This is a genomic window from Paenibacillus sp. 01T443 (assembly GCF_056398325.1).
In genome coordinates this window covers 185,924-203,423 of the sequence record NZ_JBFTPE010000009.1, presented here as the reverse complement: position 1 = coordinate 203,423, position 17,500 = coordinate 185,924, and the positions used below count along the sequence as shown (strand labels likewise).

At 45.4% G+C, this 17,500-nt stretch carries 18 protein-coding genes; 7 read left to right on the top strand and 11 right to left on the bottom strand.

Annotated elements, in window-relative coordinates:
• Window positions 1-76: 76 nt before the first annotated feature.
• Complete coding sequence (locus AC1DLI_RS19180) at window positions 77-1,069, top strand: ABC transporter substrate-binding protein (RefSeq protein ID WP_477605368.1); 993 nt, start codon at window positions 77-79, stop codon at window positions 1,067-1,069.
• Between the two features lie 118 nt (window positions 1,070-1,187).
• Window positions 1,188-2,804: an ABC transporter substrate-binding protein gene (locus tag AC1DLI_RS19175; RefSeq protein WP_477605366.1), complete on the top strand. Its 1,617-nt coding sequence runs from the start codon at window positions 1,188-1,190 to the stop codon at window positions 2,802-2,804.
• Between the two features lie 14 nt (window positions 2,805-2,818).
• On the opposite strand, the gene AC1DLI_RS19170 is transcribed toward AC1DLI_RS19175, so the two are convergent.
• Complete coding sequence (locus tag AC1DLI_RS19170) at window positions 2,819-4,534, bottom strand: ABC transporter ATP-binding protein (RefSeq protein WP_477605364.1); 1,716 nt, start codon at window positions 4,532-4,534, stop codon at window positions 2,819-2,821.
• A gap of 255 nt (window positions 4,535-4,789) precedes the next feature.
• On the opposite strand from AC1DLI_RS19170, the gene AC1DLI_RS19165 reads away from it, so the two are divergent.
• The gene (locus AC1DLI_RS19165) at window positions 4,790-5,872 is read left to right on the top strand and encodes a Gfo/Idh/MocA family protein (protein WP_477605363.1); all 1,083 of its coding nucleotides are present in this window, start codon (window positions 4,790-4,792) and stop codon (window positions 5,870-5,872) included.
• 119 nt (window positions 5,873-5,991) lie between these two features.
• Here the strand turns inward: AC1DLI_RS19165 and AC1DLI_RS19160 are convergent, their stop codons facing one another.
• The 4 genes from AC1DLI_RS19160 to AC1DLI_RS19145 all read right to left on the bottom strand — a co-directional run bounded on the left by AC1DLI_RS19160 (window position 5,992) and on the right by AC1DLI_RS19145 (window position 8,059).
• Complete coding sequence (locus AC1DLI_RS19160; protein WP_477605361.1) at window positions 5,992-6,168, bottom strand: hypothetical protein; 177 nt, start codon at window positions 6,166-6,168, stop codon at window positions 5,992-5,994.
• A gap of 100 nt (window positions 6,169-6,268) precedes the next feature.
• A complete protein-coding gene (locus AC1DLI_RS19155) occupies window positions 6,269-6,748 on the bottom strand; it encodes a hypothetical protein (RefSeq protein WP_308999162.1) in 480 nt (159 codons plus the stop codon).
• Between the two features lie 89 nt (window positions 6,749-6,837).
• A complete protein-coding gene (locus AC1DLI_RS19150) occupies window positions 6,838-7,587 on the bottom strand; it encodes a GTP pyrophosphokinase (RefSeq protein ID WP_477605359.1) in 750 nt (249 codons plus the stop codon).
• A 55-nt stretch (window positions 7,588-7,642) separates the two neighbouring features.
• Window positions 7,643-8,059, bottom strand: a complete 417-nt coding sequence (locus AC1DLI_RS19145; protein WP_308999164.1) for a MarR family winged helix-turn-helix transcriptional regulator — start codon at window positions 8,057-8,059, stop codon at window positions 7,643-7,645.
• Between the two features lie 106 nt (window positions 8,060-8,165).
• Here AC1DLI_RS19145 and AC1DLI_RS19140 point away from each other — a divergent pair, with 106 nt between their 5' ends.
• Complete coding sequence (locus tag AC1DLI_RS19140) at window positions 8,166-8,630, top strand: MarR family winged helix-turn-helix transcriptional regulator (RefSeq protein WP_477605356.1); 465 nt, start codon at window positions 8,166-8,168, stop codon at window positions 8,628-8,630.
• A 65-nt stretch (window positions 8,631-8,695) separates the two neighbouring features.
• Here the strand turns inward: AC1DLI_RS19140 and AC1DLI_RS19135 are convergent, their stop codons facing one another.
• From AC1DLI_RS19135 to AC1DLI_RS19125, 3 genes are all read right to left on the bottom strand, one after another.
• Window positions 8,696-10,321 carry an MDR family MFS transporter gene (locus AC1DLI_RS19135; protein WP_477605354.1) on the bottom strand — a complete coding sequence of 542 codons (1,626 nt, stop codon included), beginning with the start codon at window positions 10,319-10,321 and terminating at the stop codon, window positions 8,696-8,698.
• Between the two features lie 220 nt (window positions 10,322-10,541).
• The gene (locus tag AC1DLI_RS19130) at window positions 10,542-11,288 is read right to left on the bottom strand and encodes an SDR family NAD(P)-dependent oxidoreductase (RefSeq protein ID WP_477605352.1); all 747 of its coding nucleotides are present in this window, start codon (window positions 11,286-11,288) and stop codon (window positions 10,542-10,544) included.
• A 187-nt stretch (window positions 11,289-11,475) separates the two neighbouring features.
• Complete coding sequence (locus tag AC1DLI_RS19125) at window positions 11,476-11,793, bottom strand: MarR family winged helix-turn-helix transcriptional regulator (RefSeq protein ID WP_477605521.1); 318 nt, start codon at window positions 11,791-11,793, stop codon at window positions 11,476-11,478.
• 359 nt (window positions 11,794-12,152) lie between these two features.
• Here AC1DLI_RS19125 and AC1DLI_RS19120 point away from each other — a divergent pair, with 359 nt between their 5' ends.
• Window positions 12,153-12,569 (top strand): sigma-70 family RNA polymerase sigma factor family protein, encoded by a 417-nt coding sequence (locus tag AC1DLI_RS19120; RefSeq protein ID WP_477605350.1) that lies wholly within the window; start codon window positions 12,153-12,155, stop codon window positions 12,567-12,569.
• A 99-nt stretch (window positions 12,570-12,668) separates the two neighbouring features.
• On the opposite strand, the gene sigJ is transcribed toward AC1DLI_RS19120, so the two are convergent.
• A complete protein-coding gene (gene sigJ, locus AC1DLI_RS19115) occupies window positions 12,669-13,529 on the bottom strand; it encodes an RNA polymerase sigma factor SigJ (RefSeq protein WP_477605519.1) in 861 nt (286 codons plus the stop codon).
• Window positions 13,530-13,728: 199 nt separating this feature from the next.
• Here sigJ and AC1DLI_RS19110 point away from each other — a divergent pair, with 199 nt between their 5' ends.
• Entirely contained in the window at window positions 13,729-14,622 is an 894-nt protein-coding gene (locus AC1DLI_RS19110) for an SDR family oxidoreductase (RefSeq protein ID WP_477605348.1), read from the top strand.
• Between the two features lie 213 nt (window positions 14,623-14,835).
• On the opposite strand, the gene AC1DLI_RS19105 is transcribed toward AC1DLI_RS19110, so the two are convergent.
• A complete protein-coding gene (locus AC1DLI_RS19105) occupies window positions 14,836-16,248 on the bottom strand; it encodes an MFS transporter (RefSeq protein ID WP_477605346.1) in 1,413 nt (470 codons plus the stop codon).
• Between the two features lie 84 nt (window positions 16,249-16,332).
• On the bottom strand, window positions 16,333-16,785 hold the full coding sequence (locus AC1DLI_RS19100) for a MarR family winged helix-turn-helix transcriptional regulator (RefSeq protein WP_477605344.1): 453 nt from the start codon (window positions 16,783-16,785) through the stop codon (window positions 16,333-16,335).
• Between the two features lie 421 nt (window positions 16,786-17,206).
• Between AC1DLI_RS19100 and AC1DLI_RS19095 the strand changes: the two genes are divergently transcribed.
• Window positions 17,207-17,449, top strand: coding sequence for a hypothetical protein (locus tag AC1DLI_RS19095; protein ID WP_477605342.1), 243 nt, complete (start codon window positions 17,207-17,209; stop codon window positions 17,447-17,449).
• Window positions 17,450-17,500: the final 51 nt, after the last annotated feature.

Below are 17,500 nucleotides of genomic sequence, written 5' to 3'. Positions count from 1 at the left end.
CAGCTCTATCCATTACGATTAGTATATATCGATAATGATTATCATTATCTAAAAATATCATTCGGAGGAGAACAACATGTATCCTGGAACTAAATCTACCGCACTCTTGGCAACATTCGCATTAATGGGGGCATTATTGCTAGGCTGCGGCAGCAACGCAGCAAATTCGGAAAATACGGCGAGCCCTGCTGCCGAAGCGGCGGAAACGCCTGACGCTTCCGAGCAAACAGCGGAAACGACACGCGTTTTCACCGACTGGACGAAACATGAGGTGGAAGTGCCCGTAACGCCGCAGCGCGTGATCTATCACGGCGAAACGACAGGAGATTTGCTGGCTCTTGGCGTAAAGCCGATCGGAGTTTTAAAGAACAGCATCGAAGGAACAATTTTTGAGGATCAATTGGCGGACGTCGAGGATGTAGGGTTTCCGTTAAGCGTAGAAAAATCTTTGGAAATGCAGCCTGATCTCATCATATTTTCGAATTCGGATGAGCAGCAGTATGAGTCGATCGCTAAAGTTGCTCCAACCGTAACCTTCAATACTTTTGATAAACTGGAAGTTCGGATGCGCACGTTAGGCGACCTATTGAATAAGAAGCAGGAGGCTGAAGATTGGCTAACGGCCCACTATGCCAAAATGGCCGAAATGTGGAAGCTGCTTCACGAGAATGGCGTAAAGGAAGGCGAGACGGCCTCCGTATTCACCATGTATCCGGGTAACCGCTTATTTATTATGGCGGGCGCCGGACTTCCGCAATTTTTATATGAAGAAGGCGGCTTCAAACCAACGCCAATTATTCAGGATATCATCGATAAAGAAACAGGCTTTGTGGAAATATCAGCCGAGCTGCTGCCGCAGTACGCCGCTGACCGCATCTTCATTCTAAATCCCGTTGACCCGGAAGCACAGCAATTAACCAATGATCTGATCAAAAGCGAGATTTGGCAAAAGCTTCCTGCCGTACAAAGCGGACAGGTTTACAACTTTGATATTCAAAATGCTTCCAGCGACGCGACTTCAAGGGAATGGCTGATTGATGAGCTTCCTAAGGTGCTTTTGAAAAAGTAATGCCTGATAGACCAGCATGAAGAAAGAAGCTCTTCAACTTTTGTTGAAAAGCTTCTTCTTTTTGTCTATAATGAATTCAATTGATAATTATTCTCAATTAAGAAAGGAGATTTCATTCATGTCAGCAGTAACAAGGAATCCATTACCGCTTCGCTCTTTACTTTTCCATTTTAAGGATATGGAACTGCTGAGCCATTCAGCCGGTGATGTATTAGCGGAGGAAATTGCCTCCACCCATATCCTTCTCATTTTCAAAAGCGGCAGCGGCAAGCTCTATTCGGAACGGCGCAGCTCTCTTTTCTCTTCATACAGTACGTTTCTGATCCCCCCCTCCACGGATTATCAATTCGAGAGCATGGACGACAGCATAATTGAGTATTACCGCGTCTCATTTAACGTTTTCCGCTCCGAAGGCGATGACGCGCTGCGTTTCTGTGAGCAGCTGTTCCCTGACCGCCATGAGCTTCGCGTCTATCCGCTTGCCCAGTGGATAGACTTGCTGAACCAGCTGTATGTAGGAAAAACGAGCCTCGACGATATTGAAGCTCATCGGCAGCAAGCGCATTTTCAGAAGCTCATCGGATTTCTGCTTGAGCATAACTTGCAGCTCGAAGTGATGACGGGCTCCACGCAAACCGTGGAACAAACGATCGAATACATGCAAACGAATTATAAAGAAAACATTACAGTCAGGCAGCTCGCCCAAATGGCAAGCGTTCCCGCTTGGCAGTTTACGTCAATATTCAAGGTGCTCACCAGCAAGAAGCCGCTGGATTATTTGACCGAGCTTCGTATCAACCGAGCGAAGGAATGGCTTCTTCATACCGATAATCCGCTCCGGGAAATTGCAGAGCGCGTCGGCTTTACCGACGAATATTATTTCAGCCGCCGTTTTCGCCTGATGACCGGCTACTCTCCAAGACAATACGCGATTGCCATGCGCCAAAACATACTTGTAACGGATTGGAACGGACATGAAGTCAGAATACCCTCACAGCCGAGCCGAGTCCTTTATTGCGGTGAAAGTATCGGTGATTTCAATATGCTCGGCATCCCTCTGGCGGGAAGGCATTTGTTTTGCAAAGAGACGCCTATAAATGAGGAACAGGCTTCTGCGCTGGCGCCTGACTTAATTATATTCGATCATTCCGATGAGACGCTGTATTCCCAAATTTCGCAAATTGCGCCGACCTTGACTTATAATTCGCGAGGCACACTGGATGAAAGGCTGCTCATGCTGGGAGAATGGTTTGGCAAAAAAAAAGAAGCTCAAGCATGGCTTCTTCATCATAAAAGCACTACACTGCTGATGTGGCAGCAGCTTCAATCCATTTTGCGTCCCGCTGAAACGGCTTCCGTATTCGTGTTCCACCGGGGCAATCGGCTATTTGTTATGGGCAATATCGGATTATCCTCAATCCTGTATCATCCTGAAGGCTTCCGCCCCGCAGGCAAGGTTCAGGACATTCTAAAGTCAGACAGGCCCTATAAGGAAATTACCGCCAAAACGATCCATCAATATGCAGGAGACCGCGTATTTATGATGCTTCCCGAAAGCTCCGAATCGCGCGCTGCAATGGACGAGCTGCTATCTAGTCCGCTATGGAAGAATCTCCCTGCAGTCAAAAACGGCTTTAGCTATGTGCTCGATGAGCGGGCTTGGAATTTCGAGGATGCTTCTACGCGGCATAAGCTGCTTTCTCTGATCCCTGCGCTGCTGCTGCAATCTTCATAGACTCCGACTTTTTATTATGCACCGAATTGCGCATGATGAAGACGGCTGTACGCTCCCCGGGTACTCAGCAATTCCTCATGGTTGCCCTGCTCGGCTATCCCTTGCTCGGCAACGACTACAATGCGGTCAGCATTTTTAATTGTCGCCAGCCGATGCGCGATCACAAGCGTGGTACGACCGCGGGACAGCTCGGCCAGTGCAAGCTGAATGGCCGCTTCTGTCTCCGTATCCAGCGCAGAAGTTGCTTCGTCCAAGATGAGTATCGGCGGGTTTTTCAAGAACATGCGGGCAATGGAAAGCCGCTGCTTTTGTCCGCCGGAGAGCTTGACGCCCCGCTCGCCTATGAGTGTATCCAGCCCCTCCGGCTGCGACATAACCAGTTCCTCCAGCTGTGCTTGGCGCGCAGCCTCCATCACATCCTCGTCTGAGGCTCCGAGCTTGCCGTAAGCGATATTTTCTCTGATGGTGCCGTCAAAGAGAAAAACGTCCTGCTGCACGATGCCGATGTTCGAGCGCAGCGATTCCAACGTCATTTTTCGGATATCGATTTGGTCAATCGTAATCGTTCCCTCTTCAACCTCGTAAAAACGCGGCAGTAAGCTGCATAGCGTAGTTTTCCCGGCTCCAGACGGGCCGACAAGCGCCACCGTTTCCCCTGCTCGAATCGATAGATCGAGTCCTTGCAGCACGTTGTCTTTATTCTCATAACCAAACGTGACATTGTTAAAATGAATGTCTCCCTTAAGGCTGTGAACCGCAGCCGCATCCGGCGCATCCGCAATATCCGGATCTGTTTCCAGCAATTCCAAGTAGCGCTTAAAGCCGGCAATTCCTTTTGGATACGTTTCAATGACCGAGTTAATTTGTTGAATCGGACTTAAAAACACATTGGAGAGCATGACGAAAGCAATAAATTCCCCATAGCTCATTTCACCTTGAATAACGAACCAGGTGCCGCATACGAGCACGAACAACGAGATCATCCGCATCAGGATAAAGCTGATCGAAGAGTTCCATGCCATCACGCGGTACGCGATCAGCTTCGTCAAGCGAAAACGGCCGTTATTTTCTGCAAAACGCGCCATTTCATGCTTTTCGTTAGCAAAGGCTTGAACAACGCGGATGCCGCTCACGTTGTTTTCAACGCGCGCGTTATAGTCCGCAATGTCAGCGAACATGCGATTGAAGGCCGCTGACATCTTGCGGCTGAAATAGAGCGACAAATAAATCATTAACGGAATAATAATGAAGGTCATGAGCGCAAGTTGCCAATTGATGCTAAGCATGATGGCAAATGCGCCGGCAAGCGTCATTAATGCGATGAACAAATCCTCCGGTCCATGATGCGCTATTTCACCGATATCCATCAGATCATTCGTCATTCGTGAAACAAGATGGCCAGTCTTGTTGTTATCAAAAAATCGAAAGCTCAGCTTCTGAACGCGGTCGAACAGCTGCTTGCGCATATCCGATTCAATATTAATGCCGAGTTTATGCCCCCAATAGGTGACCACGTAATGCAGGACGGCACTGAAGGCGTAAATAGCCAATAGGCATATGCACGCATACAAGATCCACTTCCAATTGCCGCTCGGCAGCAAATCATCAACCACGCGGTTCACCGCAAGCGGAAAAGCAAGCTCGAGCAATGCAGCCAGAATGGCACAGGTAAAATCTAAAATAAACAGCTTCTTATAAGGCTTGTAATACGCAAAAAAACGGCGAAGCATACTCATCTTCCTCTCGTACCGAACGATAATAGCCGCTCAATGAAAATCATTATCATTTGCAGCCCGTTAATCGTAAAACAATTGCGGTACAAGGGGCAATGGACAAACGCGAACGGTTTTTTGTACAAAATGAAGCCTCGCTAATTCGAAGGGGTCATGTCATGATTTTATAGAGGCCATGTCCGTTTCTCATCATTTCATGACCTATTGAGCTGTGCTAAAGTAAAAGCAACACAACGAAAAGAGGGAAAAGCAATGACTAGAACGATCCGAATTGGAATTATAGGAAGCGGCGGCATAGCAAGAGCCCATGCTTCAGCTTATAAGAAAATGCCTCTTCATGTAGAGATTGTTGCGGTGGCTGACAGTATACCTGGCAAAGCGCAAGCTTTTATCGACCAAGAGGAGCTTGTTAATGTGACAGCTTTCGAAGACCATAGGAAGCTTCTGGAGCTTGACCTTGACGGCGTTAGCATCTGTACACCAAACTTTGCTCACCATGAAACCTCTGTAAACGCTTTGAACGCAGGCAAGCATGTACTAGTGGAGAAACCGATGTCCGTCACCCTGCAGCAGTCTATCGAGATGGTCGAAGCTGCCGAGCGCAGTGGAAAAATGCTTACGGTCGGCTTTCAGCCAAGATATGACCCTAATATGTCATTAATACAAGAGATCGTGCAATCGGGCAAGCTCGGCAAGGTTTATTTTGTAGAAACAGGCGGCGGCAGACGTCGCGGCATGCCTGGCGGTACCTTTATCCGCAAGGAGCTGGCCGGTGCAGGCGCCATGGCCGATATCGGCTGCTATTCGCTCGATATGGCGCTTAATGCCCTTGGTTACCCTAAGCCGCTCACCGTGTCCGCTTACACATCGAACCATTTTGGATCAAATCCGCTTTACCATCGCGAAGCCGCAAATTTTGACGTCGAGGATTTTGGCGTGGCGATGATTCGCCTTGAAGGCGATATCATATTAAATTACAAAACGAGCTGGGCTATGCACATGGATACGCTCGGAGCCACCATGTTTCTCGGCACGGACGCAGGTCTCAAGGTCACTCCTGCGGGAACCGGACCTTGGAGCGGCGTATGGGATGGAAGCGTAGGCAGCATGACGCTTTACCATGATGTCGTAAACCAACATATCCAATCAACCATTCCCGTTATTGACCACGGTTTGAATCTATTTGATGAGAAAGTAAGAGACTTTGTGGCCGCCATCACGGATGATCGGCCAGCACCGATTCCTGGGGCGGAAATTTTGTATAACCAAGCGATTATCGACGGCGTACTCCGCTCAGCGGCAAGCAAGCGCGAAGTTACGATTGAATTGCCATAATACAACTTACTAAAGGGAAACAATAAGAGCAGCCGAGCGGTCAATGACCGTTCGAGCTGTTTTTTTTACAACAAAAAAGCCGTTCCGCGAGAGAACAGCTGTCAAAGTACTTACTTCGGTTAAACGGATGAAATGATGCCGCGGTTGCTGTTCTTCGCAAAGTTGATGATCGACTCGTACTGCGTCTTAGCGATCCGGCGGTCAGACATCGGAAGGTGAGGGTTTTTAACAACCTCGGCTAACTTCTTGAGCTCCTGCATTTCCGCAGGGGTCACTTTGACCGTAATTTTCCCCACGTGCTCCACCCTCCTTACCATGTTTTGATCTGGAATAGATTCAAAGCTTTTGGTTTATCAGCTATGGTCATTATACGCAAAAGAAATAAAAACTTGCATGTTATTTTGGCGGCGTTCGCGGATTTGGATCATCCATTTCCTCCGGGAACAAATCTGCGAATTCTTTGTTTTGCTTACTCTTCAAATAGGATAAGCCTGCATAGCCGGCAAGCAATGAGCTGCTTATAACTGCGAAGTTGTCCGTCGTATTCGCCATAGATAATGCGGTCTTAGCCAAAATCCCTGTTCCGATGGCAATCAATAAATCGCCCAAAAAACCGAGATCGAAAAAAATCTTTTTCTTCGCGTTGCTGTGGTCCCGGAAGCCGATGACGAAGATCGCGAAATAATAGATACGTTGAATCCACTTGATTAACCAATTCGAAGAAAGAGTAAGCCCGTCCTCATCATATTCAATGACGAGCTTTGGCAATTCGATGATCCCGTTTTTGACAAAATGTCCAATTAATCCGCCCACTAAGCTCATGGATATCGATAAGCCAAACACTTCAACGAAGGCTTGAAAGCTAGAAATGACCATTGCCCATGACCACCCTTCAACAACGCATTAAGCTTGGCAGCACGTTATCGCGCTACTTTCACTTTATGTCGCGGTTTAAGGGTTCACGACTATTTTTTTTGCTGACCCTCTTCGAAAAGTTCAAGCAGCATCGTTGGGATCGAGCCTCTTTGATTGCCCATTAGCAGCCGGATCATCTCATCCCCCAAATCATTTTCGCTTTCTTCCTTGATTTCTTCGATTTCGTTATGCAAGCGTTCCATTTTCTTATCCAGTGCTGCCGCAGAATCTGCAGCTTCTTTCAATTCTTGTAAGAGGTGAGGCGGTATCGCATGCTTATACTTATAATAAATCTTGTGCTCTAAACTAGCCCAAAAATCCATAGCAATCGTGCGTATTTGCACCTCTACGCAAACATTCTCGCGTCTGTCTGATATAAACACCGGTACCTCAATGAGAAGATGAAGGCTTTGATAGCCGTTTGGTTTAGGATTCTTGATATAATCCTTGACAGCCAGCAATTTCAAGTCGCTTTGATTTTGCAGCATATCGCTTATCCGGTAGATATCGGAAATAAAGGAGCAATTAATTCGCAGGCCGGCGATGTCTTTTATATGATCTCGAATGCTGGTAAAAGTAAGATCGCTTTGCTTTCTAAACATTTTTTCAATGATGCTCTTTGGTGATTTCAACCGTGAGCTTGTATGCTCGATGGGATTATACTCATGCAGCAATTGAAATTCCTCTTTCAAAATTTCAACTTTCGTTTCCAGCTCTTGCAGCGCAAATTTATACATCATCAAAAACCGTGTAACTTGCTGCTTTATTTCTTTCATCTTATGCATTTGATCCATCGCCATGCTTCTGTGATCCCCTTCCGATTCCTGTGTGCTTTGATAATTGAATGAAGACCTGCTAGCTATCAAGCAGCTTGAAAATGCGTTTTAAATGCTGCAGGTCCTCATTGGAAATACGCTCGCTGATATATTGTATAATAGCTTCGTCTCTTTCTTCAAAAGATTCGATATATTTTTTCCCGTCATCCGTAATGGCAAGAAGCACGACGCGTCTATCCTCATCGCAGCGCAATCGATGAATTAAACCTCTCTCTAAGAGCTTGTCCCCCATAAGCGTAACTCCGCCCGCTGTAATAAATAGCAGTTCGGCTAACTCCGTTGATTTCATAGGACTTTTTCGATTCAAAAATTGAAGCATTCTCGTTTGGTTTATAGAAAAACTGCAATCGGAGCCTTTATGCCACTCCTCTCTTAATTTCTTATATACACTCTTCAAAATCGGGTATACTACCTTCCACTCCACATCGTTGTTCATGCTGCACCTCTTTTCTTGTACAGGATTGACTTCTGCAGTTAATCATTACTATAATTACTTTGGTTACCTAATTAATTTATAAAATATATTCACCGAGGTGAATCGAATGAGCGAAGATAAATACGCTAATCTGACGGATCTTATAGATGTTTTTCAACGTTTCGCAAAAGCGGACTGGCGTAAAAAAACGATGTGGGGCGGTCTAAAAGCGAGCGAAATTAGAATGCTCGCTTGTATCAAGCAGAGCAATGACAAAGTTGGAACGGGTACTACGGTAACGGAGATCAGCAAAATCCTGCAAGTCACGTCGCCCACCGTTACGCAAATGCTCAACAGCCTTATTGCAGCCGGTTACGTGATAAGAACAGCGGATAAAACCGACCGCAGAATAACCGAAATCACATTAACAGATAAAGGCGATCAGCTGGCCACCAAGGCGATCGATCGTTTCCATTCCATTTTCAAAGGGATCATTGACCAGTTGGGCAAAGAACAATCCGACCAGTTGATCGTTATGCTGAGTCAAGTATTCGAATATCTCAAGTCCGCAAACAATACAGAAGAACAATAAATACAGAAAGAGGATTTCACCTGCTGCAGCAGCTGCAGGTGAAATCCTTTCTATAAGAGCCGCTCTCAAGCATTGAGAGCAGGCTCTTTTTTGATCAGCTCTGTTTGTTCCGCTTCGACTTTGGCTTTCATGTCATTCGAGGAGCGCAAAGGAATTTCCTTCAAGAAAAGAACCAGAACGAACGCTACGACCAATAGTGACATACCGAATAAAAATACAACGGTTAGCGAATCGCTTAATACCGAACGAACCATTTCGATAATATGCGTAAACAAAGGCTGAACTTGTTCAGGGAGCGTCGCATGCAGCTCCTTAAGCTTAGGTTGGTCAAGCAGCATTTGCGGATTCAAGAAACTCGAAAGCTGCTGTGCCGTTTCAGGATCAACCTGTGACAAATCCGGACCCTCGCCTGCTTTCACGGCAGCCTCCAGCTTGCTAGACATCGTCGAGTTCATCACTGTACCCATCACCGCAATTCCGATTGTGCCGCCTAAGTTACGGAACAAGGTTGCGGTTGCGGTTGCCACGCCCAGCTGTGTCGGAGCAACAGCGTTTTGAACCGTAAGCGTGAATACCGGCATTGAAATCCCAAGCCCGATACCGAAAACGATCATCGCCGCGACCGCGACTCCAACATTATTCATAAAGGCCATCAAGAGCATGCCCACAACCATAAACGGCATCCCTGCGATGGCAAAACGTTTGTACTTGCCTGATTTAGAAATCCAACGGCCCGACAAGGTGCTCAGGAAGATCATCGCGATCGACATCGGCATATTGACAAAACCAGAGTTAGTAGGCGAAATTCCGAGAACGCCTTGCACGAAAAACGGCAGGTACATCATTGCGCCCATCATCCCGGCATTCATGAGAAAACCAATTGAATTGGAGATCGTTACGATACTGTTTTTAAACAGCGATAACGGTAAAACAGGGCTTTTGGCTTTGCGTTCCACAAGCAGCAAAATAATTAAGAAAACGATGGAAGCTGCAAACAGGCCAATAATCTGGGAGGAGCCCCACTCATATTTGGTTCCCGCCCACGAGAAACCTAGAAGCAGCGAAATCAACATCAACGTTAGGAATGTAGAGCCAAGGTAATCAATCGATTCCGACGTTTTCCTTGCTGTTTTCGGAAACATCGACCATATCATCCCGAACGCTACGAGACCAAGCGGCAGGAAGATCCAGAAAATCCATTTCCATGCGATATGATCGACCAAAAAGCCGCCGAGTGTCGGTCCAATAACGCTTGAGAAACCAAATACTGCCATCATGATGCCGGTCCATTTGGCTCTCTCACGCGGAGCGAACAAATCTCCGACAGCGGTCACCGTAGCCGACATAAGGATACCGCCGCCTAAACCTTGAATGCCGCGGTACGTTATCAATTGAAAAACCGTGGTTGAAGTTCCGCAGAGTAACGCGCCGATAATGAAAAACACAATACCCGCTAAGAGAAAGGGTTTCCGTCCATAAATATCGGATAACTTACCCACAAGTACAGTTGCTATCGTAGAAGTGAGCATATAAATCGTGATTACCCAGGTGTAATACTCAATGCCCCCTAAAATCGCGATAATCCGCGGCATTGCTGTACTTACGATGGTCTGGTTGATTGCAGCGAAGAACATAGCTGCCATCAGAGCAATCATAATGGTTAACTTTTTCTTTTGTGTCAAATGCTCCATATGCCCTGCACTCCTAATATTTATTTATTATGGCCAATTGGCAGCCAGACTACTTAAAATATTTAGTTAGGTTGCCTACCTATTCTCTAATGATACAATAACTTTAGTACTAAAACAACTGCTAAATCTTTGATTTCGCTATCATCAAAAAACTGACAAAAACGCAAAAAAACAAGCCAGAGCAACCTCTGACTTGTTTTTCACTTCATAATATGTTTGATCAAGATATGACGAGTCCACCGTCAACGCCAATGATTTGACCCGTGATCCAACCTGAATCCGCATCCGCTAAATTCACGATCCATCGCGCTACGTCATCCGGCTCACCACGTCTTCCCAGCGGGATTATCTGACGCTCATGATCTTTAACTTCATTGATCTGCTCGTCGGAAAGTCCCATGCGGTCGCGAAGGAACGCAGTTTCGACAGGTCCGCTCGCGATCGCATTCACGCGAATGCCCTTCGGAGCGAGTTCAAGAGCCCAGCACCGCGTCAGATGTTCCATAGCAGCCTTGCTCGCTGCATACAGTGATAAGCCGGCCGCTGCTTTACTGCCATAAGTACTTGAAATGTTAATTATCGAACCTTTTGTTTCTTCTAGATGTGTGATCGCTGCTGCGGCAAGCATTGTAGGCCCAGCCACATTTACAGCGAAAATATCATTTATTGATTTCAAGTTCGCATCGATGAGCGGCTGTATGACGCCACTTCCAGCATTGTTCACGATTAAATCGAGTCGCCCCCAATGTTCAATCGCGGCTGCAACCGTTCTGGTCGCAGACTCCGGATCACTTACATCCGCCGTAAAAGCCTTAATGTTCGGGTCACTAGCGGCAATCTCCTCCAACGGGCCCGTTTTACGGCCGGTAATGAGCACTTTTGCCCCCTTCTCTACAAATAACCGTGCCGCTGCCAGTCCGATACCGGCGCCTCCACCTGTGATGATTACAACCTTGTCTTTTAACATTTTCATGTCTCCTTAGAATTTAAATTATATTTTCATGCTTAATGCCGCTTAGCTTTCGAAAGCTTTTTTGTAGATCCGCGGCCATTTCCAGCTTCAATGCACATACATAAACAATTAATAAATTAATAGTTAATCAATTAACTATCACTTAAATCTGTCCTGTAAAAAGGACAGAAAGTCATATTTCTTAAAACAACTTTTTCAACAGGCCTTTCAACTGACTCTGTTCTTCCTGAGTAAGTTTATTACCTACATTTTGAAAGATAGTTTGTTCATATACAGGCCACACATTCAAAATAATCTCATGACCTTCTGGTGTTAAACTGACTAGAATTCTTCTCCTATTGGTTGGGTCGAAATTCCTTCGGATGCGGCCAGCCTTCTCCAGAGCATTTAATAAATTGCTTATATTTGCCCTCGTAACAGCAAGGTCGTCACTTAACTCGGAAGGAACCATCGCTCTGCCGCTGGATTTGAGTGCAACGAGTACACACCACCGCCCCAATGTCAGATCAAACTTTCCTAGTTGTTCCTCCAATTGTTGGACCAAATGATGATTTGTTTTATAAAGCGTGAGAAAAACATTTACCGACAGAATCGGTTGTTCAAAAGGACTCCATTTTTCAATACGACATGACCTCCTGCTATATAGTTAATCGGTTAACCATTTACACATTAACTATAATTTATCGCAAATCATATTGTCAAGTGCGTAACATCAGAAAACGTATCTATAGTTTTGAAATACTTTTGTTAGCAGACTAGAGCGTTCTAAGTTGTAAATGCTGGTACATGTCACAAATTAACGTCGCCAAGCGTTTTATTGTTAACATAACAAAATATATTTGGGGGAACTTCTAAACAATGGGGAGGGTCGAAGATATTATGAACCATAGCGGGTTTGAAGACAAAGCAAGGTTGGTGAACCAGTTCATGTATGCCCTTACGAGTGGAAACTCTGAATCACTTTTGGAATTGATTACTGAAGATGCTGTGTTAATTGTTGACGGAGGAGGGAAAGTATTTACTTTAATCCGTCCAATATACAGCAAAAAACTCGTACTCGTTATTTTAAATGCATTGGCATTAACCATATTTCTCGGATCCAAAGCACAGTCAGTCAAGATCAATGGACAACAAGGGATATTAATCACAAAAGAAGACATTCCAATCGGGGTCATTAGTTTTGATCGGGAGCCCCAAACAACGATGGTTCAAGGAATATTCATTATCGTGAATCCGGATAAATTAAAACACATAGACTTAAACAAATTTTCATAAAATCCACTTTTGGGAACCTAAGAATGGGATCAAGTTTTGACAATGCCCAATGGCACGAACTTGATCCCTCATCTTAAAGTAAAAATCGCCCTTAGCCGCTTATCCTACATGCTTCAGCTTATCAGGGTTTCGAACAACATATAAGTTTTGAATCTTATTCCCCTCGATATGAAGCATCGCCACCGTATGAATGCCCTCGCTTGATCGAAGTATGAGTCCGGGTTGTCCATTAATTTGGCCAATTTCAATTACCGGGACCCCTTCTTTCATAGAAGCCTGGCGTACCGGACCAAGAAGAAACTGCGCAACGAGTTCCCGTGTTTCGATCGGATCGACTGCGGCAGTTACTTTGCCTCCTCCGTCTGATACAAGGACAACGTCCTGATCAAGCATAGATAAGATTTGATTCAGGTTTCCTTGCTTGAGCGCCGCCATGAAGCCGTGAACCCACTCGCTGTTGGCTGTTTCCGTATGAACAAGTTCTTCTGACGCAATTCCCATCTTTGTTCTCGCACGGCTAAGCAGTTTCCGGCAATTCACTTCGCTTTTTTCAATGAGCACAGCGATCTCGCGATACTCGAAGCTAAGCGCCTCATGAAGGACAAAAACAATCCGTTCCGTAGGAGATAACTTTTCTAGCAGCACAAGCATCGCATACGACAAGAGATCGTCTTGAATGACCGAGTCCATTGAATCAACTTCAGAACTAAGAAAGGGCTCTGGCAGCCATTCACCATAATATTGTTCCCGCTTCTTGCGGGCTGACTTGTGTAAATCCCTACAGCGATTTGTGACCATTTTGCAAAGATAAGCCTTCGGCTCAGTCAGCTTCTCAGGCGGTACGTCATAAATCTTTAGAAAAACGTCCTGCACAACATCCTCCGCATCAGATACTGATCCCGTTAGTTGATAGGCGAGCTTAAACAACAGCCCTTTATACTGATTGTACAATTCTTGCATCATTCCACCTCCAATCTTATTCTTATACACTCTATTCTCCTTAGAATAAGGGCCTTTTATTAAACGAGATGAGGATCGATTTTGTGACAAACGCAAGTCCTTGCTTATATCTATATCATTTCATACTTCGTTTTTAATATGTATAGCTAGATAAGATTGTTTAGATACTACAGTCATCCAATTCTTTAATATCGCTCCCTTGTCACGAAATGAATCGGAGCATCGTTATATGTTCAAGCCCGGATTGGAATGGGAGAAAGCCCGCCTATCTGAGCGAGATTTGAAAATTGATCAGCCCTTATTTATAGGCTACAAAACTAGGAGGATAAACATGAAAATTGTAGTTATTGGCGGCACTGGACTTATTGGAACAAAACTTGTAAACAACCTTCGTAAGCTTGGCCATGAGGTATTGGCGGCATCGCCTTCTGCTGGCATAAATGCCGTTACTGGTGAGGGACTTGCTGATGCCCTTATCGGTGCTCAAGTTGTCGTAGACGTGTCGAACTCTCCTTCATTCGAGGATAAAGCAGTCTTGGAGTTCTTCGAAACGTCCACTCGAAACCTCCTTGCCGCTGAAGCGGCTGCCGGAGTGAAACATCATGTTGCGCTATCGGTCGTTGGTACAGATCGCCTGCTCCAAAGTGGTTATTTCCGTGCGAAGATGGCCCAAGAAGATCTAATCACGGCTTCAAAGATCCCTTATACAATCGTCCGCGCGACGCAGTTCTTCGAGTTCGTCGGGAGCATCGCCTATGTGGCGACAGAAGGGGATACCGTCCGTTTGCCTTCCGCTCTTACGCAGCCTATGGTTTCGGATGATGTTGCAGCCGCGTTGGCCGATTTCACACTTGAAGAGCCAGTGAATGGCATTGCTGAAGTGGCTGGTCCAGATCTGATTCCTCTCGACCAACTCGTTCGACAATTCTTGAGCGCAACTCAAGACAAACGCCAGGTGGTCACAGATGACAACGCGCCCTACTTCGGATCAGTAGCGGTGAATGATCAATCTCTCGTTCCAAGCGATAGCAACGCACGCATTACCGCGACGCGCTTTGAGAATTGGCTCAACCGTTCCACTTCTAAAGTGTAATGCCGTCGAGTTCAACTCATTAATCATCTCTTCCAAGAACCCTGCAAAGGGTTCTTTTTTTGCATTTGGGAAGAGCGATATTCAATATTAGACCATCTCGCTAACGAATTTAAGCCGCCCCTAGTTTCCATAAGGACGGCCCATAGTGTAGTTTATTCTTTTAGCTCATTACAGCCTTATGCCTCTTGGCTGAGAATGCTTTTTACTATGCATCTACGCCGTTGTAGACGAGGATTTACGTTCATCGAGCTTTGCCTTCATCCCTCTTTTTCCGCTGAAAGCACTGAAAGAAAAATAATAAATGCAAACAATAACAGCTGCCAGAATAGCTAGAGTAATAAAGATATTGCTGTAAACGTAGGCTCCGTTATACACAGCCACCGGATTCAAATGAAATGACGTTTCCTTTGTGTCCAGCAGCTTGCCAATAACGCTTGTGGACATCGCGCCAGAGATAAAATTGAGCAAGGACATTAATCCCATCCCTACGCCGATTTGCTCCTTGGTGAGCGTTCTGGAAATAGTATTGGACATGGCAATTTGCATAAAGGTTTGACCCGTATTACCGAATATTAGCAGAAACAGGATAAGATATGGCGATGCTCCCACAAAAATTGAAAGCAAAACGAAGCAGACAAAGCTTAGTGAAATTGCCGTGTACACTAGAAATGAATTGCCCTTCTCATCCGCCAGCCTGCCTCCCACGCGTCCCAAGAATGCGGAAGTAATTGCAGCTGGAAACATGATTAGACCAATGACCGCTGGAGACAATTGATTCAATCCGGATAGAAACTGCGGCGTTACGAAAGGCATGCCGAAGCTTAATGCGGTTGCGAGAAAGGTAATAAACAAACCCATGGAATACTTCTTATTGCTAAATAGCTTTGGATGGATAAACGGATCAGCTGCTGTCCGGATGCGAATAATGAACAAAATAAGCAGCACTGCCCCGCCCAGCGCGAGCAGCCACTCCCCAAGTGAAATCGCAAGCAGCGATAATGCGACTGCTCCGCCTAGCAGTATGCCTCCCAAAAAGTCGATTTTTTTCGTGCTGCCTTTTTGGTTATCCAAATATTTCCGAAAGAACGGCAGTGCAAGCAGCGGGATCAGCGATAATAAAAACAGAAACCGCCAGCTCGCAAAGGTCGTGACTAGACCTGCTACAATAGGAGCCAACGCAGTACCGAGGGCAAGACCTGCGGCAACGGTACCGAGTGCTCTGCCCCGCTTCTCCGGCGTGAAATAACGAACAGGAACAATCATTGCCGTGGCGGGAATAACAGCCGCACCGCTGGCTTGCAAAATTCGTCCAAGCACAATCATCCAATACTCAGTAGCTGTCAGCCCTACGACGGAGCCAAGCGCAAAGAAAATTAGTCCGAAGGTTAATAAATCCTTCAATCGATATTTGTCGGCAAGCTTACCGTATGTAACGGAGCCTACGGCGTAAACGATCATATAACCCGTTAGAAGCCAGCTGACCTGCGAGGGCGTGATGCCAAACTCCTTGCTGATGACAGGCATAACCACATTAAACATCGAAGCATTCATAATCGAGAAGACTAACGTAAATGCTAAAATAGGCATAAGCTTCTCGCCATTGTTTTGTACAACTGCGGCTTCCATTTTCTAAACATCCTTTCTTTTTTAAAAATAGTATATCGTTTGAATTCAAACAAAATGACAAAAAAAAATCAGCCGGCGCCTTCGCTATTCGTAAGCCTTTATAATTTTTTTCAGTAAATCATGAAGGGTAGCTGTTTCATCCTTTGTTAGAAGCTGATTCGATTTATCCTTTGCCTGCTGGACTGCGTGGGTAGTTAGCTTGTGCATCTCTAGCCCTTCTTCCGTCAAAAAGATACGTTTCATTCTGGCATCTTGATCATGCTCGCGGCGGACGACCCATCCGCGTTTCACCATGCCATTGATTATGCTGGTTACACTCGACTTGTCGATGTAAAGAAGCTTCTCCATATCGGCATTCATCGCCCCTGGCTTCATCTCAAGCAAATGAAGCGTCTGCGATTGCTGGGGGGTCAAGCCAAGCGGACGAAGAGCGGTTTCGATTTCGCGGCGAATGTTGATGAAGGCGAGCTTAATCAATAGGGTACTGCTGTCCTCTTGCTCCCAAGGAAAACGGGTGATAAAGGATTCTCTGCCCATACGGAGCCTCACCCCTTAAATTAGTTTGAATTCAAACTAATAATAAGATGGAACAATCGATTTGTCAATATCGATTAGATTTCAACATTAGTGTCAGTATACATGACATGAAACATGAAAAAAACAATGAGAATACATTAATTTTGAAAAAGTAACAAAAAACAATGATTATATGTTATATTATATAACATGTAGTATCGCATGGGTCAGAAAGTTCTTCGCCTTTTAATTGCCGGCGTTCCGTCATATTCGCGCCATTGAACAGAGTAGATAGCAAATCAATTGTCCAATCCTGATTTTTTCCTGATATAAAGCTATCAATCTATTGTTTCAAATACCGGAAAAGCGGTTATACACATTAGATATAAAGAAGCTGCATATCATTTAATAGAGTTGCACTTAATCATAGGGGGAAAAAAATATGGAATACATTATGAACAAAGCATATAAAAACGAGGATGTTTACTTCGACGGCTCTCATTATATCGGCTGCTCCTTTACAGACTGCACCATCCATATCGAATCACTGCTATTCAATTATGACCGGTGCACCTTCTCGGGCTCAAAATTCAAACTAAGTCCTAAGCTGCTTATGCTTCAGAATGTTTACTCATTGCTGCCTTCTTCATTGACAAGAAATACCGGCATGCAGGCTTCTGTATAATGCGCCAAGCAAGAAACGAAAAAAAAGCAAGGCTCATGAGCCTTGCTTTTT

Bases quoted from the DNA above. Each gene is read 5' to 3' on its own strand.
- AC1DLI_RS19180 (WP_477605368.1), top strand. From the start codon at position 77: ATGTATCCTGGAACTAAATCTACCGCACTCTTGGCAACATTCGCATTA.
- AC1DLI_RS19175 (WP_477605366.1), top strand. From the start codon at position 1,188: ATGTCAGCAGTAACAAGGAATCCATTACCGCTTCGCTCTTTACTTTTC.
- AC1DLI_RS19170 (WP_477605364.1), bottom strand. From the start codon at position 4,534: ATGCTTCGCCGTTTTTTTGCGTATTACAAGCCTTATAAGAAGCTGTTT.
- AC1DLI_RS19165 (WP_477605363.1), top strand. From the start codon at position 4,790: ATGACTAGAACGATCCGAATTGGAATTATAGGAAGCGGCGGCATAGCA.
- AC1DLI_RS19155 (WP_308999162.1), bottom strand. From the start codon at position 6,748: ATGGTCATTTCTAGCTTTCAAGCCTTCGTTGAAGTGTTTGGCTTATCG.
- AC1DLI_RS19150 (WP_477605359.1), bottom strand. From the start codon at position 7,587: ATGGCGATGGATCAAATGCATAAGATGAAAGAAATAAAGCAGCAAGTT.
- AC1DLI_RS19145 (WP_308999164.1), bottom strand. From the start codon at position 8,059: ATGAACAACGATGTGGAGTGGAAGGTAGTATACCCGATTTTGAAGAGT.
- AC1DLI_RS19140 (WP_477605356.1), top strand. From the start codon at position 8,166: ATGAGCGAAGATAAATACGCTAATCTGACGGATCTTATAGATGTTTTT.
- AC1DLI_RS19135 (WP_477605354.1), bottom strand. From the start codon at position 10,321: ATGGAGCATTTGACACAAAAGAAAAAGTTAACCATTATGATTGCTCTG.
- AC1DLI_RS19130 (WP_477605352.1), bottom strand. From the start codon at position 11,288: ATGTTAAAAGACAAGGTTGTAATCATCACAGGTGGAGGCGCCGGTATC.
- AC1DLI_RS19120 (WP_477605350.1), top strand. From the start codon at position 12,153: ATGGGGAGGGTCGAAGATATTATGAACCATAGCGGGTTTGAAGACAAA.
- sigJ (WP_477605519.1), bottom strand. From the start codon at position 13,529: ATGCAAGAATTGTACAATCAGTATAAAGGGCTGTTGTTTAAGCTCGCC.
- AC1DLI_RS19105 (WP_477605346.1), bottom strand. From the start codon at position 16,248: ATGGAAGCCGCAGTTGTACAAAACAATGGCGAGAAGCTTATGCCTATT.
- AC1DLI_RS19100 (WP_477605344.1), bottom strand. From the start codon at position 16,785: ATGGGCAGAGAATCCTTTATCACCCGTTTTCCTTGGGAGCAAGAGGAC.
- AC1DLI_RS19095 (WP_477605342.1), top strand. From the start codon at position 17,207: ATGGAATACATTATGAACAAAGCATATAAAAACGAGGATGTTTACTTC.